16 protein-coding genes and 1 pseudogene are annotated in these 15,566 nt (G+C 59.9%); 5 read left to right on the forward strand and 12 right to left on the reverse strand.

The window, feature by feature from the left end; genetic code table 11:
• A partial coding sequence (locus tag EP867_RS19915) for a metallophosphoesterase family protein (protein ID WP_164888928.1) occupies positions 1-731 on the forward strand: 731 nt, incomplete at its 5' end.
• Here EP867_RS19915 and EP867_RS17400 read toward each other — a convergent pair.
• On the reverse strand, positions 691-1,380 hold the full coding sequence (locus EP867_RS17400; protein WP_128490736.1) for a hypothetical protein: 690 nt from the start codon (positions 1,378-1,380) through the stop codon (positions 691-693). The genes EP867_RS19915 and EP867_RS17400 overlap by 41 nt on opposite strands.
• 220 nt (positions 1,381-1,600) lie before the next feature.
• Positions 1,601-2,092: pseudogene (locus EP867_RS17405) on the reverse strand (IS110 family transposase); the annotation flags it as partial.
• A 703-nt stretch (positions 2,093-2,795) separates the two neighbouring features.
• Here EP867_RS17405 and EP867_RS17410 point away from each other — a divergent pair.
• Entirely contained in the window at positions 2,796-2,996 is a 201-nt protein-coding gene (locus EP867_RS17410) for a hypothetical protein (protein WP_128490737.1), read from the forward strand.
• A gap of 132 nt (positions 2,997-3,128) precedes the next feature.
• Here EP867_RS17410 and EP867_RS17415 read toward each other — a convergent pair whose 3' ends face one another.
• The 10 genes from EP867_RS17415 to EP867_RS17460 all read right to left on the reverse strand — a co-directional run bounded on the left by EP867_RS17415 (position 3,129) and on the right by EP867_RS17460 (position 13,410).
• A complete protein-coding gene (locus tag EP867_RS17415) occupies positions 3,129-3,527 on the reverse strand; it encodes a hypothetical protein (RefSeq protein WP_128490738.1) in 399 nt (132 codons plus the stop codon).
• A 353-nt stretch (positions 3,528-3,880) separates the two neighbouring features.
• Positions 3,881-5,134 (reverse strand): ABC transporter substrate-binding protein, encoded by a 1,254-nt coding sequence (locus EP867_RS17420; protein ID WP_241656956.1) that lies wholly within the window; start codon positions 5,132-5,134, stop codon positions 3,881-3,883.
• A gap of 42 nt (positions 5,135-5,176) precedes the next feature.
• Positions 5,177-5,974 carry an ABC transporter ATP-binding protein gene (locus EP867_RS17425; protein WP_128490748.1) on the reverse strand — a complete coding sequence of 266 codons (798 nt, stop codon included), beginning with the start codon at positions 5,972-5,974 and terminating at the stop codon, positions 5,177-5,179.
• Positions 5,975-5,992: 18 nt separating this feature from the next.
• The gene (locus EP867_RS17430) at positions 5,993-7,066 is read right to left on the reverse strand and encodes a branched-chain amino acid ABC transporter permease (protein WP_128490739.1); all 1,074 of its coding nucleotides are present in this window, start codon (positions 7,064-7,066) and stop codon (positions 5,993-5,995) included.
• A gap of 3 nt (positions 7,067-7,069) precedes the next feature.
• Positions 7,070-7,960 carry a branched-chain amino acid ABC transporter permease gene (locus tag EP867_RS17435; RefSeq protein WP_241656957.1) on the reverse strand — a complete coding sequence of 297 codons (891 nt, stop codon included), beginning with the start codon at positions 7,958-7,960 and terminating at the stop codon, positions 7,070-7,072.
• Positions 7,957-9,855, reverse strand: a complete 1,899-nt coding sequence (locus EP867_RS17440; protein WP_128490740.1) for an AMP-binding protein — start codon at positions 9,853-9,855, stop codon at positions 7,957-7,959. The genes EP867_RS17435 and EP867_RS17440 overlap by 4 nt, the downstream gene beginning before the upstream one ends.
• Complete coding sequence (locus EP867_RS17445; RefSeq protein ID WP_128490741.1) at positions 9,845-10,627, reverse strand: ABC transporter ATP-binding protein; 783 nt, start codon at positions 10,625-10,627, stop codon at positions 9,845-9,847. Before EP867_RS17445 ends, EP867_RS17440 begins: the two co-directional genes overlap by 11 nt.
• Positions 10,628-10,631: 4 nt before the next feature.
• Complete coding sequence (locus tag EP867_RS17450; RefSeq protein ID WP_128490742.1) at positions 10,632-11,780, reverse strand: acyl-CoA dehydrogenase family protein; 1,149 nt, start codon at positions 11,778-11,780, stop codon at positions 10,632-10,634.
• Between the two features lie 69 nt (positions 11,781-11,849).
• Positions 11,850-12,632 (reverse strand): 2-ketocyclohexanecarboxyl-CoA hydrolase, encoded by a 783-nt coding sequence (badI, locus tag EP867_RS17455; protein ID WP_128490743.1) that lies wholly within the window; start codon positions 12,630-12,632, stop codon positions 11,850-11,852.
• A 10-nt stretch (positions 12,633-12,642) separates the two neighbouring features.
• Positions 12,643-13,410 (reverse strand): SDR family NAD(P)-dependent oxidoreductase, encoded by a 768-nt coding sequence (locus EP867_RS17460; RefSeq protein ID WP_174722353.1) that lies wholly within the window; start codon positions 13,408-13,410, stop codon positions 12,643-12,645.
• 227 nt (positions 13,411-13,637) lie between these two features.
• Here EP867_RS17460 and EP867_RS17465 point away from each other — a divergent pair, with 227 nt between their 5' ends.
• From EP867_RS17465 to EP867_RS17475, 3 genes are all read left to right on the forward strand, one after another.
• Positions 13,638-14,132 (forward strand): MarR family winged helix-turn-helix transcriptional regulator, encoded by a 495-nt coding sequence (locus tag EP867_RS17465; protein WP_128490744.1) that lies wholly within the window; start codon positions 13,638-13,640, stop codon positions 14,130-14,132.
• A gap of 199 nt (positions 14,133-14,331) precedes the next feature.
• Positions 14,332-15,108: an enoyl-CoA hydratase-related protein gene (locus tag EP867_RS17470; protein ID WP_128490745.1), complete on the forward strand. Its 777-nt coding sequence runs from the start codon at positions 14,332-14,334 to the stop codon at positions 15,106-15,108.
• Positions 15,109-15,170: 62 nt separating this feature from the next.
• Entirely contained in the window at positions 15,171-15,401 is a 231-nt protein-coding gene (locus EP867_RS17475) for a hypothetical protein (RefSeq protein WP_128490746.1), read from the forward strand.
• Positions 15,402-15,566: the final 165 nt, after the last annotated feature.

Here is a 15,566-nt window from a genome sequence, read left to right on the forward strand (position 1 = left end):
GCGAGGCGCTGGCGGTGATGGGCAATCATGAGCTGAATGCTATTCTTTATCATCGCAGAGATGTGGCCGGCGTCCCTTTGCGGGCGCATTCCGAAAAGAACCGCAAACAGCATGACAGTTTCCTTGACGCTTATGGCCTTGAGACCCACGAAGCCCTCACCGAAGGCGCATGGTTTCTCACCCACCTGCCCTTGTTCATCGATCGCCCGGATCTGCGCGTGGTGCACGCATTCTGGGACGAGGCGCTCATCACTATTATCAAAGAGCGACGCCCTGACGGGTATCTCCGGGAGGAGGATCTGCCGGAAATTGGCCGCGAAAACAGCGAGTTCGGCCGTGCGGTCAAACAGATTACCTCAGGACGTGAAGCCAGCCTCCCGGCCCCCTATACGTTTCACGATTTCAAGGGTGAGGCCCGCCATGAAGTCCGGCTTGCATGGTGGCGTGATGATCAGACCTGGCGCAGCGCTGCCTTGTCCGTGCCGGATGTGAATGAACTGCCGGAAGGCGACCTGCCGCCAGAATGGCGCGCGGCAGTCTATCCACATGCTGCGCCTCGCGTCTTTGCAGGCCATTACAAAATGGAAGGCGCACCGGCCCTGCAGCACCCGCGTGCCCTCTGTCTCGACTATCCCTTTGCGCCCTGCGTCTACCGGTGGAGAGGAGAGCAGGATCTGATGCCTGAAAATCTTATCCTGCTGGATCTGCCCGCATTGGAGCCGGTGAGCTGAGGAATTTTGCGAGATTGTCCTTAGTCCAAGCCTTTCCCGTATGAGTTGTGAACCCGCGTTCGTTCAGGGCCTCTGCTTTCCGGGTAAGCGACATGGGATCAAGGGCAGCGATCGCAGCGAGAATTTCCGCGCGATGGCAAGCTTTTTGCCCCCGATGAGAGGCATTCTGCGTCTCCCAGTCTGAGAAATGCGTTGACGGATCGAAGCTGAACGCGGCCGAGATATAGGAATCAGGATCCAGCAGGTGGTAGCGGCCCTTGAGTAACAAGGCCTCAAGATGAACATGGGGCCGCCAGCCGTTCGCGCGGGGGAAAGCCACAGCAAGGAATGTCGCAGAGGGATGTTGTCTGCGCAGAGCTTCTATGACTGAGACGGCCTGCGGCGTTGCCCGGTCAGGTGAAAGTTCCATTACTGCTTCTTCGTGGACGAGCCTGCCCTGGGTCTCCTGAACCCATCTCCGGATCAGGTCACGTTGATAGCGGATGGTACGGCTCTTCGCTGCCGCCGCATCGATGTCTCGCGGCAGATCCGTGAACCTGAGCCAGTTAACGGGCCGTGTCCAGGCAATGCTGACATAATCTGTCGGTGCTTCGCGCATATCGGTTCCATCTCGCTGGGTGGAATTGATGAAGAACGACAGTTCTTCCAAGCTCGACGGCCCAGATCAAGTAACCTTGCCGACCGAAGTCCCCGACTGTCACCCCGATAAAAGACTGCGCGAGGCGTCATCGTTTGCTGATGTCTGAAATTTGGCACATATTTCGGACCACCTTACGATAACGGACTTTTCGATGTCGATCCCGAAGCAGATTATGAGCCGCATCGCAGGCAGTGCTGTCGTAACGGCAGCAGATTTCGTCGATCTCGGCTCTCTTGCCCGGATAGTTCCGCCCATGGCGCAGCAGAAAGCCCTGCATATGCTGCCGCGCCTTGCCTGCAACCCGTATGGCCGTGGCTCGTGCCCGAACAAGATCGCGCATCGCTTCATGAGCAGCATCAGGGACCCAGACGGCAGTCAATTCCCCAGCTCTATGCAATTTCGCCAGCATCAGCGCATCGCGCCGGTCTGTCTTCACCCGGTCACCGGCCTTCACCGGGATCAGGGACGGTGCAACCTCAATGCACTCATGCCCCAACTCGACCAGTTGTCGGTGAAGACCATGTCCGCATGGGCCAGCCTCATAGCAGAAATGAAGCTGCGCGCCATTTGAAGCCAGCTTCTCGACCAGCTTGCGCACGTGGTCAGGGCGGTTGGGCACAGTTCCGAAGCTGCGGACTTCTCCGCCTCTTTCCCCGACTGCGACCCCAACCGAGATCGTTGCCTTATGGACATCCAGCCCGATAAATATGCTACGCTGCATTTGGTCTCTCCCCCATTCTTGAGGCTCGGCACCAGCAAGACTGGAGCAACCCTCGAATGCAGAATGCAGTGGGAGAGGCCGCCGACCCAGTCAGTTCACACAGCGATCATCGGGTCTAAGAACTCTTCGCGCCAAACTGCCTCCAGCCAGCTTGATTATGTAACCGCCCTCCCACGGCGTCGTTGTGCCCCATCTCAGGAGGCGGTGGCGGCCGGGAGCATATGCCATCGGTCAATCTCCGCCTGTGATTTTATTTGAATGAAATCACAGAGCGACTACGCTGTGCTGGTCAGCAAAGGATCCGGCGATGAGGATTAGAGGCCCGGCACGAGTGCAAACCGACACGAGTTGCTTTGAAGCGACAGTAGATCTTTTGCTCCGAACGGACATCGACGGCAGATCTGCATATCGAGGGAGTATGCACACGTCAGTCGCAGGCCAAGCTGCCGCGATCTGTTACGCTTCCCGGCCGGTTCACATGCAGGTCGATGGCGTGACATGGCATATCGTCGCAATGCAGTTGGGTCCCGAGGGCGTTGTGAACATTACGACCATCGGCAGCCCGCATCCGCTCTGATCCTCCTCAAGAGACACGCCTTCCACCTGCCAGTATGACAGAAGGCGTCCGCTCATAAACGGGAAGCAGGGAGGCGTATCACTGGTAAATATGCTATGCTGGTCCCGGCAAACGAAGAGCAACACCATGTCCCAGACCCCGGCACGGTTGACTGACATTCAGATCACAGCTGCGGCGGCGCTTGTCGCTGAGGCGAAACGGGTAGCCTTCTGCCGAGAGACACTGCGGATGATGGCAGAGAACTACCTTCGACAAGCCGAAAAAGAACCTGATGAAAAGGTAGCTGTACTCAAACTGGCTGCATCAATTCTCATTAATGAAAAATGAACTTGGGGGTGTAAGCAACCCGAACCAAATGACAAAGCTGATGATCGCCTAACCTACACCATGTCCCGGGGCACGACCCGCCGCTGCGTCTGCAGCCGATGCCTCCCCATTATGAGCGGTCCATCCGGCTGTTTAATCGCCTCCCCAGACGACCGTCCAATTCCCCGGAACGCCAATAAAGCGCACCCGCTCGACGGAGGCTTCGGCCAGACCCGCCAACCGCTGTCCGACGAACAGCGCGGGATCAACAACCTGGCCATTGTTGCCCAGAAGCTCGATGCTCTGTTTGAATTCGCACCACCAGGCGCCCTCCCGGTTGTGGCAAAGCAGCTTGTCGATGGCGGTTAACCGGACCCGAAACCCTTGCTTTTGTTCAGACCCCATCGGGATCAGGGTGATCAGGCATTCCAATGCCCTGGGCGTGCTGCTTCCAAGGTATTCCGCCCCGCGTTTGCAGTCATTCTCCAGCGCCTGAGACTGAGCATTCGTATCGCGCACACGCTTCAGCGCAAAATCGCGGATATCCTGCACGGTTGGCTCATTGGGGTCGGTTGAGGGACCTTACGCGGCCTCAGCCACGCACAGTGTTTCAAGCGGAAGTTCGCAGGCTTCGGACACTATGGAAAATGGTCAAAGACCGGTCATGCACATGCGCCTGGCCAACAAGATTCGTCAGAGAGTTGACCGCTTCCCAAAATTGCCGGGCCACCGGACGCGGCCAGCGCGCAGTCGTCGTCCAGCCACCCTGCACGTCTGACATTGGCCGGGCAGGCGGCTCGGAGGATAAAGAGTGCACGAGTGGCGGCAACAGAACGACAAAGGGCCGCCAGCTGGCAGCCCTTTGCACGGTCTTCGCAGGGTCGGCGGTCTGTGACCTCCCTCGCTCAGTCCAGCTTGAACTGCGAGGAATACTGCTTCACGACATCCCAGATCACATCCTGATAGGCAGCGGTCCAGTCGTTTTGCGGCACCCAGGTGGAACCGTCCCACATTTCGACACGGGTCTTGCCGCCACCGCCATGGTCCTCTGCGGTGACCGTCACCGGCGCGAAGAGGCCGTTGGCGTCAAAATCCTTCAGGTTCTCAAGACCCTCACGCAGCTTGGCAGCATCGAGCGGCCAGCCATGCTTTTCATGGGCGATCCGGGCCCCCTCGAAGATCGAGGAATACATCGCAAGGCCGGTATTATAGTAAACGTCATCAATGGTCTCTCGCGGCCCCGCCCCTTTGTTCTGATCGTAAAGGCGGGTAACGATATCTTTGATAATTGGCAGATCCTTGCTGCCCGCAACGTTCGTGCCGCGCAGCACGCCCTTGGCTTCCTCTGCGCCGATGTTTTTGAGATCGACCTCATTAAGCCAGTTGACCGAGATATACTTGCTGATCGGGAAACCGTTGCGCTTCATCTCGCGCGACGCCACGACGTGACCGTTTGAAAACATCCAGCTGATCATATAATCCGGCTTATCGCGACGCACCTGGGTCCAAAGTGCGGCCTGATCGTTACCCGGAAGCGGCACCGGATAGAGCTTGAGTTCAAACTTCTCCTTCTCGGCGAGGGTTTCGAGAATGCGCAGCGGCTCCTGTCCGAACGGATAATCCAGATAGATGAAGCCGATCTTTTTGCCTTCCAGCGTGCCTTCGCGCTCTTTGATGAAAGCCACATCATTCGCGGCCTGGCCCCAGTAGGTCGGTCCGACCGGGAAGATCCACTTGAAAACCGAGCCGTCGATCGCATCCCCGCGCCCGACGAGGGATTGCATCATCACCACCTCGTCGCGCATGGCGCGCGGGATCAGCGCGATGGCGACCGGGGTGGAGAGCGTCTCAAAGACGAAAACCCCCTCACGGCGCAGCCGCTCATAACATTCAATGCCGCGCTGAGGTTCATTGCCATGGTCCTGGACGATCACCTCAATCGGCTTGCCGCCGATGCCGCCGTCAAGGTTGATCAGGGCGGCCAGATCCTGAGCGGCCTGGACCACCTGAGGTGAGATGAAGGTATAGGTTTTGCTCAGATCATAGCAGACACCGACCTTGAAGGTCTCCTGCGCTGCTGCCTGCATCGGGGCCAGGGTGGTCGTGGTTCCCAGCACCGCCGCAAGGGCTGCGCCTTTCATCAGACTGACGAAGTTCATTGCCGTCTCCTCCCGTTAATGTTGAACCGGATGCCTGCTCCTTCAGGACAGCCAGCGCTTGCGTCTCCTGTAGTGCTTGATGTCGTGAAAGTTTTTGCCTTCCCCGCCACCGAGATAGAATTCTTTGATGTCCGAATTGGCCTTCATCGCCTCTGCGCTGTCGTGCATCACGATGCGGCCGTTCTCGATCAGATAGCCATGACTGACCACATCGAGTGCGGCGATGGCGTTTTGCTCAACCAGCAAAACGGACAGGCCCTGCTCGGCATTGATCCGGCGGATGATCCCGAAAATCTCGGTGACCAGAAAGGGGGCAAGGCCAAGGCTCGGCTCATCAAGCATCAGCAGCCGGGGCTGTGTCATCAGTCCGCGACCGATTGCCAGCATCTGTTGCTCGCCCCCCGAGAGATAGCCCGATTCAGACCTCCGTCGCTCTGCAAGGCGGGGGAAATACTCATAAATCCGCTCTTTTTCGGCCCGAACGGCGGCACCCGACATCGACATCGGGGCCGCAGCTTCAAGATTTTCGTCCGGCGTCAGATGCTCAAAGACGCGCCGGCCTTCGATCACATGGCAGATCCCCATTGCCACGCGGTCCTGGGGCGGGCTGTCGCCGATCACCTTGCCGTCAAAGCTGACCGACCCTCGGCTGATCCTGCCCCGTTCGGGCTTCAGCAGTCCGGAGATCGCCTTCAGCGTGGTCGATTTCCCGGCCCCGTTTGAGCCGAGAAGCGCAACCATGCCGCCTTTCGGCACCTCCAGCGAGATACCCCGGATCGCCAGGATGACCTGGTCATAGAGCACTTCAACGCTGTTCAAAGCCAGCAGCGGAGGGGTCATTTGTGCCACGGCATCCTCCTATTTCTTGATCTGATCAAAGGGCCAGACCAGCAGGTAATCGCGGATATTGCGCCAGATCCGGCCAAGCCCAAGCGGTTCAATAATCAGGAAGGCGATGACCAGGGCGCCATAAACTGCCGAAGGGATATGAGCAAAAGTCTCCGGTGCAAGCCGGATGCCAAGCACGCCCGTGATCTGGCCGAAGAGCATATTGATCAGCCCCGGTGCCAGAAGGATCAGCAAGACCCCAAGGTAAGTTCCGATGATGCTGGCAAGTCCGCCCACGATCACCATGGCCAGAAGCTGAATCGAGACGGCAACGGTGAACTGCTCAGGCGTGACGAGGAAGTAATAGGTGACCACGAGAACGGCGCCTGAAATCCCCGCGATAAAGGCCGAAGTCGCAAAGGCCACGATCTTAAACCAGAAGCTGTTGACCCCCAGAATGGCAGCGGCGTAATCCTTCTCACGCACCGCGACCAGGGCGCGCCCAAGGCCGGTGCGGCGCAGGTTCAGCAGAAAAACCGTCACCAGCACGCACCAGGCGAGTGCCACATAATAGCGCCCCGCCTCAGAGGTAACCGGAAGCCCCAGAAGTTTCAGCGTCGGAGCCTGCAGCGAGGCATGAGAGCCGCCCGTCAGCCAGGGCGAATGCGACAGCACCCAGTCCATGACGAACTGCAGCGCCAGCGTGGTCAGCGCCAGATAGAGCCCTTTCACCCGCAGGGCCGCAAAGGCAAAGAGGCTGCCGATCGCAGCCGCAAGCAGACCGCCGAGCAGAAAGGCCAGCTCCCACGGAAGACCGAAGCGGGCAGCATGAACCGAGGTATAGGCCCCGACCGCCATCAGGGCCGCATAGCCCAGGTGCAACTGTCCTGCCCAGCCGATCACAAGGTTCAGCCCGAGCGCCGCCGCCGTCCAGATCAGCCAGGGCAGCAGATAGCTGTTAAGGTGATAAACCGGCAGCACCAGTGGCGCGACCAGCGCAAGCAGCAGACAGGCCAACACCAGGTTGCGGTCAGCCGGAATGCGAAACAGGCAGCTGTCAGCAACGTAGTCGGTATGGCGGATTCCGGACTGGCGGAAAAACATCGCTCAAATCCTCTCAATGTCATGGCGGCCAAAGAGGCCATGCGGGCGCAGCAGCACGGTCAGCACCAGCACCGCCGCCACGATCAGATCGCGCGAACCACCTCCAACCAGCGGGTCGAGGAAATTGGAGCCGACACTTTCCAGAACCCCCAGGATAATACCCGCGACGATTGCACCCAAGAGACTGTCGAGCCCGCCCAGAACCGCAACCGTCAGCCCCTTGAGAAGCAACAGGGCAAGCCCCGCATTCACGCCCTGGATCTCTCCCCAGATCACGGCCGCAGCAGTCGAGGAGATCGCCGCAAGCCCCCAGGAGAGACCGACCCCGCGTTCCACCGCAATGCCCACAGACCAGGAGGCCATGTAATCATCCGAGATCGCGCGCAACCGCACCCCCATCCGGGTCCGGAAGAAAAAGACGCAAAGCGCGAAAAGCAGAAGTGTCACGGCCGCTCCCACAAGGTGGATACGCGAGATCAGCATCGGCCCGACGAACAGCGGATCATAGCTGACATTCAGCCCCAGCGGCCGCGACGTGCCGCCGAAAATCGCCATGGTCGTCGAGCGCAGAAAGATATCGATCCCAAGCGTCATCATCAGGATCATGATGATCGGCCGCCCCGCCAGCGGGCGCAAAGCCACCCGCTCAATTCCAAGCCCAAGCGCGAACATCAGCGCCATAGCGAGCGGAATAGCCACCCAGAGCGGGAGCCCCGCGATGCGGGCGGTCTCGACCACCACATAGGCCCCGACCATGGTCAGCGCGCCCTGGGCCAGGTTGGGCACCGAGGAAGATTTATAGACCAGCACCAGCCCGATGGCGAAGAGCGAGTAGAGCAGCCCTGTCAGCGCGCCGTTGACCGTCAGTTCAGCCAGAAACCACCAATCCATCATTCAAGCTCCCGGATCTGAAGCATACGCTCAACCACGCCGGTGGCGCCGGTCTCATAGGTGACCTGAGCCTCGACGTGAACTTCCGTTGCTCCTGAATGCAGCGCCTCGATGACCGGTGCATAGCGGGCCTCGACAACCTTACGGCGCAGCTTTCGGGTGCGGGTGATCTCGCCGTCATCTGGGTCAAATTCCTTGTGAAGGCTCACAAAGCGTCGAATTGTCAGCCCCTGCGGCAGAGTGGCGTTGACCCGCCGGATCGCGTCGGCCAGCTGCTCTGCCACTTCAGGGCGCTGTGAGAGATCCGCATAGGAGGAATAGGGCACCGCATTGGTTTCCGCCCAATGCCCGGTTGCATCGAAATCAATGCAGAGCATGACGGTCAGCCAGTCACGCCCCGCGCCCACCACGGCGGCATCTTTGATGAAGGGGCTGAACTTGAGCCGGTTCTCGATGTAGTTGGGGACATAGCGCTCACCAGCTGCGGTATGAACCACCTCAGAGATGCGGCCCAGAACGACCAGCTGGCCGTCGTCTTCCAGATAGCCGACATCGCCGGTCTGCAGCCAGCCGTCAGACAGGCTTTCCGCCGTCGCCCCGGGATTGCCATGATAGCCGTGAAAAATCCCCTCGCCGCGCAGCAGAATTTCACCGGCTTCAGAGAACCGCAGTTCCATTCCGGGCAGGGGGCTGCCGACGGTGTGGAGTTTCACCTGCTCAGGCCGCTGCGCGGCTGAGAAGCCTGACACCTCGGTCTGACCGTAAAGCTGGCGCAGCCGCACGCCGAGCGCGCGGTAGAAAACGAACGTGTCCTCGCCAAGCGCCTCGCCGCCGGAAAAGGCATTGCGGATCCGCAAAAGACCGAACTGATCTTTGATCGGACGAAAGACCAGCCATTCGCCGAGCACGCGCAGCAGCCGGTCGCCCGCCCCCGCAGGCTGCCCCTGCAGGGCGCGACGTTCAGCAGCTTCGGCACGGTTCATGAAGAAGTGATAGACCGCGCGTTTCAGCCGGGTCGAACTGGCCATGCTGATCTGGATCTGGGTCAGCATATTGTCCCAGACCCTCGGGGCTGAGAAATAGAAGGTCGGCGACACTTCGCGCATGTCCCGGATCACGGTTTCCTGCTTTTCAGGAATATTCACACTCCAGCCAAAAGTGACGGCCGCCCCCACGGTCACGGCGGTGTCACCCAGCCAGGCCATGGGCAGATAGGCGAGGATGTCCTCATCCTTGCCAAACACCCCGCCATGCAGGCTGGAAAAGGCCGCTCCGATCACATTGGCATGGCTGAGCACAATCCCTTTCGGATTGCCGGTGGTGCCGGAGGAATGGAGAAAGACCGCCGGATCGCCGGGTTGGGCCAGAGCGTGAAGCCGCGCTGCCAGCCCGGGTTCGGCCGCCAGCCGCGCACGGCCCTGGCGCAGGACTTCGTCCCAGGAGTGCAGATTTTCGGCCTCATAGCCCGCCATTCCGCGCGGGTCATCATAGATGATGTGATCGATCCGCGCGCCGCCGGCGCGCAGTTCCAGCGCCTTATCCACCTGCTCCTGATCTTCGGCAAGCGCCACCGCGATCGGAACTTCGCCCGAGAAATGGCGCAGCTCGTCCAGCGTGGCGCCGGGATAGGTGGGCATGGCATAGCCGCGCAGCATGGTCACCCCTAGCCAGCCCGCGTAAAGCCGCAGCCGGTTGTCGCCGAGGATCATCAGCGCCTGTCCCGCGCCCACGCCAAGCGCTTCGAGCGCTGCGGCGAATGCCGTGACCTCATCGCAATACTGCGGCCAGGTCATCTCTTTCCAGATGCCACGCTCTTTCTCGCGCATTGCAATGCCATTGGGGCGGGTGGCAGCGTGTTCCGTCAGATAGCTGATCAGGGTGCGCTGCTCAGTCTGCATGGCCGCGCCCGATATAGGCCTCAACCACGCGGGGGTCTTTGATAACCTCGCGCGGGATGCCGGTCCCGATCATCTCACCATAGTTCAGCGCCAGCATGCGGTCGCAGATGCCGGTGATCACATCCATATGGTGCTCGATCAGCAAAACGCTTACGCCGCGCTCAGCGCGGGCGTCGAGGATGAAGCGGGCCATATATTCTTTCTCCTCCTGGTTCATCCCGGCCATCGGCTCGTCGAGGATCAGAAGCCGCGGCTCGGCGGCGAGGGCCCGGGCCAGCTCAACACGCTTCTTCAGCCCGATCGGCAGGCCATCCACCATCTCGTGACGAATGCCTTCGAGTTGCAAAAACTCGATAATCTCTTCGCAGATGGCGCGGTTGGCAATTTCCTGCGGACGCGCAAGCCACCAGTAAAGCGCCGTGCGAAAAACGCCGGGACGCATGTGAATATGGCGGCCCAGCATAATGTTATCGAGCACGGTCAGGCCGTTAAACAGGGCGAGATTCTGGAACGTCCGCGCCACGCCAAGCGCCGCGATGCGGTGGGGTCTGCGCCCCGTAATATCTTCCCCCGCCAGACGGATGCGGCCTTTGTTGGGCGGATAAAACCCGGTGATCGCATTGGTGAGGGTTGTCTTGCCGCTGCCATTGGGGCCGACAAGACCGAAGATCTCGCCCGGCATCAGCCGCAGATCAACGCCCGTCACGGCAACGAGGCCGCCAAACCGGCGCTCAATGCCCTCAACTTCGAGGATGGGGGTGGTGGCGTTCATGCTCTCACCCTTTCTGCGCGATCCGCTCGCGGGCGATGATATTTTTCATAATATGCGCCGTGCCATCCCCGATCTGCAGCCCCAGCACATCGCGCAGACGCTGATTGAAAGGCAGACCGTCGCTGTAGCCCGCATGACCATGCACCAGAAGGCAGCAGTGGATCGCCTCATAGGCCAGAAGCGGAGGCCACCATTTGGTCATGGCCGCCTCAGCGGTATGAGGATGCCCCTGATCTTTCAGCCAGAGCGCGTTCATCGACATGAGCCGCGCGGCTTCAACTTTCGTGTCGAAATCGGCCAGCTGATGGGTGATACCCTGAAACTCCGCGAGTTTTCGGCCAAAGGCCTCGCGCTCTGTCAGATAGGCCCAGGTTTCATTCAGGCTGGCGCGGGCAGCGCCCAAGCACTGCAGGCCGATCAGACTGCGCGAGAAGTCAAAGCCCTGCATAACCTGGCCAAAGCCACGGCCTTCTTCGCCCAGCAGGTGATCTGCCGGCACCCGCACATTGTCGAACCAGATTGAGCCGTGGCCCACCGAGTTCTGCCCCATATTGGCGAATTTCGACGTGGTGATCCCCGGCAGATCCAGTGGCACCAAAATGGCCGAGACACCCTTCGCGCGATCCTCAGCGCGGCCGGTGCGCGCAAAGGTGATGACGCCCTTGGCAATCTGATTGGCCGAAATCGAGGTCTTTTCGCCGTTCAGAATGTAATGACCACCCTGCCGCTCCATCCGCAGGCCAAGGTTTGCCGCATCCGATCCGGCCTTGGGTTCTGTCAGGGCGATGGCCAGCAGATGCTCTCCTGCCGTCACCCCCGGCAGCCAGGCCTTTGCCACTTCCGGTCGGGCAAAACTGCGCAGGATCTGCCCGTTCAGCGAGGCAAGCAGAGAGACATAAGCAAAGGTAAAATCAGCCTTGGCGATTTCTTCGATAATCGCGCCTGAATAAAGATAGCCCGCGCCGATGCCGCCAAACTCCTCCGGCAATTCCGGCGCGATCAGGCCAAGACTGCCCATTGCACGCATCAGCGCCGGATCAAAACGGCCCTGCCTTTCGCGATCAAGATAGCCGGGGGCCACTTTTTCAACGGCGAAGCGTCGGGCCAGATCACGGATCTGCTCCAGCTCATCGGTGTCAAAAATCGTCCTCACTGAGTCCTCCCTGACCGCTGCGGGCGTCCGGTGGCGGATCGCTCCGCCGCCGCGACGATATCTGCTCTCTCAGCGCTGGAATTTACGGAAATCGGGTTTGCGCTTTTCGCGGAAGGCCACGCCGCCCTCTTTGCTTTCGTCGGTGTCGTAATAGAGGCTCAGCGCATACATCCCCATTCCGGCAATGCCGCGCTGGTGTTCCGTGTCCATGTTGAAGCTGCGCTTGGCGATGGCGAGCGCGGTGGGCGATTTCTCCATGATCTCAGCGCACCAGCGTTCCACCTCGGCGTCGAGATCGGCGTCGGGCACGACAGCATTGACGAGGCCCATGGCCAGGGCCTCATGGGCTTTATACCGGCGGCAGAGATACCAGATTTCACGCGCTTTCTTCTCACCTACAACGCGGGCAAGGAAGGCGGTGCCATAGCCCGGGTCCACCGAGCCGACCTTGGGGCCGACCTGACCGAACTGGGCGCTTTCACCCGCGATGGTAAAATCGCAGATCGTGCAGAGCACATTGCCGCCGCCGATGGCAAAGCCGCGCACTTTGGCAATCACGGGCTTGGGCACATCGCGGATGATGGAATGCAGATCCTCCATCGGCAGGCCGATGGTGCCGCGCCCGTCATATTGCCCTTCATGCGCGGACTGATCGCCGCCGGTGCAAAAGGCTTTCTCCCCCGCGCCGGTCAGAACGATCACCCCGATCGATTTGTCCCATCCCGCCCGGTTGAAGGCGTGGATCAGCTCTTCACAGGTCTGACCGCGAAAGGCGTTGTATTTGTCGGGGCGATTGAGGGTGATCGTCGCCACACCGTCTTTCACCGCATAAAGGATATCGGTGTAGTCCATGCTGATCTCCTTACCCGTGCATCGTCAGACCGCCCGAGACCGAGAGCACCTGCCCGGTCACAAAGGCCGCATCATCGCTGGCAAAAAACAGGATGGCCCCCGGCAGATCCTCGGCCTGGCCCAGCCGGCCCAAAGGAACGGCCCTGGTAAACGCGCCCCGCAACTTTTCCTTGTCACCCGCAGGTTCCATGAAAGCTTCCAGCATCGCGGTCTCGGTCACTCCGGGGCAGACAACATTGGCGGTGATGTTGTGGCGGGCATGTTCGCGGGCAATGGTCTTGCTGAAGGCAATGACGCCGGCCTTACAGGCGGCATAGACGGATTCCCCGGATGATCCGCCGCGCGCAGCGTCCGAGCCAATCGAAACAATGCGACCGGATCTGCGTGCCGCCATGCGCTCCAGCACAGGATGGGTGATGTTGAGAACCGAGCGCAGGTTAATATCAATGATCTTCGACCAGAATTCCGGCCCGCTTTTCAGGAAGGGGGTGAAGATGTCCCAACCTGCGTTGTTAACCAGCACATCAACAGGCCCGAGTGCGTCTTCAATGGCCGCGACCGCCTGACCAGTCGCCTCGAAATCGGTCAGATCCACAGCGATGGCCAGAGCCTGCCCGCCGGCAGCCTTGATCTGATCTGCAACGCGGCGTGCAGCATCAGCGTTCAGATCGAGCACCGCGACCTTCGCACCCTCTTCAGCAAAGCGAAGACAGGTCGCCGATCCGATACCGCCCCCGCCGCCGGTTATGACAACGGTTTTCCCATTCAGTCCGCGCATTTCACACTCCGCCTGACGCGGACAGATCGATTCGTGCTGAGTATCCTTGGGCTTCAGCTCTGACTTTCCCGCCTCGGGCAGGGCCTTCGATCTGTCTCTCCCTGAAAATCAGGGTAGAAGCACAATTTTGATGTGTCAATCTATTTACATAAAAATTGAGATCCCACGCCGCGACGCAGCAACTGCGCCCCTTGACGCTGCGTCGGGGAACCCGGAATGTGAGTGCCATGAGCAAAGCGCCAGACGAATCCGAAATCTTCACCGCCGCCCTGTCCAACCGGGTGGCTTTCCGGCTTTACCAATGCGCCAACCTGCTCAACAAAACCGGCACCCGCGCGCTCGACCGTCACGATGTGACCACCCAGCAGTGGGCAGTCCTTGGCGCTCTGGTGCGTGATCGCTGGGTGAATGGCATCGCGGTCGGGGATCTCGCGCGGCTTCTTATGGTGAGTCGTCAAAACCTTACGGGCGTTCTGTCCCGCCTGGAGGTGCGCGGGCTGATTGCACGCCTTCCTGACCCCGATGATAATCGCTCGCGGCTGATCACCCTGACGGATGAGGGCTGGACCCGGTGGCGGGCCATGCAAAGCGATATCGCTGATTACTACCGTGACGCGATGCAGGGCATGTCAGACAATGACATGATCCATGCGCTGCACTACCTGGATATGCTGCGCCAGAATATGGCGCGCATCGGAGAGCAGCAGGGCGGAGAAGTGTAACCCCCTTGCCTAACTCCTTGCTGCAACTGCAGCATAGGCGTGGCGGAGAGTGAGTCGGGCCGAATTTTTGATGCGGCCCCCACCCCCGGTCGCGGGTATATCACAGCGCTTGCTGCAAATGTGAAAATATGTTGTCATAAATGCTGGGCCGCCCCGCTTCCGCCCGGCGGCTTTTGCCTTTCTGATGACGGAGAGTGACATGCCCCCCGAAACCCTGAAACTGCGCCGTGACGGTCCCGTGGGCATCATTGAACTGAACCGGCCGGAAGCACTGAACGCTTTAAACAGGCAGCTTACTATCGAACTCGGTCAGGCGCTCGACAGCTATGAAGCGGATGATGCGATCGGGGCGATCGTTCTGACCGGGTCATCCCGCGCTTTTGCGGCCGGCGCCGATATTCGTGAGTTGCTCGATAAGAGTTTCGCGGATGTTTATGCCGAAGAGCTGATCACCGCCACCTGGGAGCGTACCGCAACCTGCCGCAAGCCGGTGATCGCCGCTGTCGCAGGCCACGCGCTTGGAGGCGGCTGTGAACTGGCTCTGATGTGCGATCTGATCATCGCAGATGAGACAGCGGGCTTTGGTCTGCCGGAAACCGGCATTGGTGTGATCCCCGGCGCGGGGGGGACGCAGCGGCTGACCCGGCTGGTCGGCAAGGCGGTCGCGATGGATATGATCCTCTCCGGGCGGATCATGCCCGCCGAGGAGGCCCTGCAGCGCGGACTGATCAGCCGCATGACCCCGCCCGGAGCCCATCTGCCGCTGGCAGTTGAGGTCGGAAAGCGCCTCTCCGCGCGCTCGCGTCCGGTGATGATGCTGGCCAAAGAAGCTGTTAATCAGGCCTATGAGACCCATCTCGCAGGCGGCATCTATTCGGAACGCCGTCTCCTTTACGCAAGCTTCGCCCTGGACGACCGGCGCGAGGGAATGACCGCCTTTCTCGAACGCCGGGCACCGGTGTTTAAAAACCGTTGAGGATGGACGTTCACAGCGGGATTCATGCCAGATTGCGCTGAATAAATGCGTATGGGCTGCTGTTGAGCAGAAAATCCACTTATCCCGGCTGTTCAGATTTCCGCAGCCACCTCTCCGATCAGCCTCCCCATGCGAAGCCTTTCATTCATTTGCGGCGTTTCCTGAAGTTTGAGCGTGACTACAAGCGATCTCGCCTGCGTCTGACGGCAATGGAGCTCGCCGTTTACCTCATCCTTGGATTGGTGCTGCTCATGGCCTGGACCATATATCCCATCTTCGCGCGGCTGTACTGATCCATCGAATGCAACCTCAAACGACCGTTTGTTTACGCTTAATGATTGAGTGAAAATATATAATAAAAACAGTTAATTAAATATAAATTTCCTGCATTACCCCACACTACACGACACGGAGGTTTTCGGGGTGGCGGTGATCGGCGAAAGCGAGTCTTCTGATGG

Source organism: Falsigemmobacter intermedius, assembly GCF_004054105.1.
Classification (GTDB): domain Bacteria; phylum Pseudomonadota; class Alphaproteobacteria; order Rhodobacterales; family Rhodobacteraceae; genus Wagnerdoeblera; species Wagnerdoeblera intermedia.

What these genes read in the sequence shown, in the direction of transcription:
- EP867_RS17445 (WP_128490741.1), bottom strand. Translation starts at nt 10,627, where the DNA reads ATGAACGCCACCACCCCCATCCTCGAAGTTGAGGGCATTGAGCGCCGG.
- EP867_RS17460 (WP_174722353.1), bottom strand. Translation starts at nt 13,410, where the DNA reads ATGCGCGGACTGAATGGGAAAACCGTTGTCATAACCGGCGGCGGGGGC.
- EP867_RS17435 (WP_241656957.1), bottom strand. Translation starts at nt 7,960, where the DNA reads ATGATGGATTGGTGGTTTCTGGCTGAACTGACGGTCAACGGCGCGCTG.
- EP867_RS17465 (WP_128490744.1), top strand. Translation starts at nt 13,638, where the DNA reads ATGAGCAAAGCGCCAGACGAATCCGAAATCTTCACCGCCGCCCTGTCC.
- EP867_RS17470 (WP_128490745.1), top strand. Translation starts at nt 14,332, where the DNA reads ATGCCCCCCGAAACCCTGAAACTGCGCCGTGACGGTCCCGTGGGCATC.
- EP867_RS17420 (WP_241656956.1), bottom strand. Translation starts at nt 5,134, where the DNA reads ATGAACTTCGTCAGTCTGATGAAAGGCGCAGCCCTTGCGGCGGTGCTG.
- EP867_RS17440 (WP_128490740.1), bottom strand. Translation starts at nt 9,855, where the DNA reads ATGCAGACTGAGCAGCGCACCCTGATCAGCTATCTGACGGAACACGCT.
- badI (WP_128490743.1), bottom strand. Translation starts at nt 12,632, where the DNA reads ATGGACTACACCGATATCCTTTATGCGGTGAAAGACGGTGTGGCGACG.
- EP867_RS17430 (WP_128490739.1), bottom strand. Translation starts at nt 7,066, where the DNA reads ATGTTTTTCCGCCAGTCCGGAATCCGCCATACCGACTACGTTGCTGAC.
- EP867_RS17410 (WP_128490737.1), top strand. Translation starts at nt 2,796, where the DNA reads ATGTCCCAGACCCCGGCACGGTTGACTGACATTCAGATCACAGCTGCG.
- EP867_RS17425 (WP_128490748.1), bottom strand. Translation starts at nt 5,974, where the DNA reads ATGACCCCTCCGCTGCTGGCTTTGAACAGCGTTGAAGTGCTCTATGAC.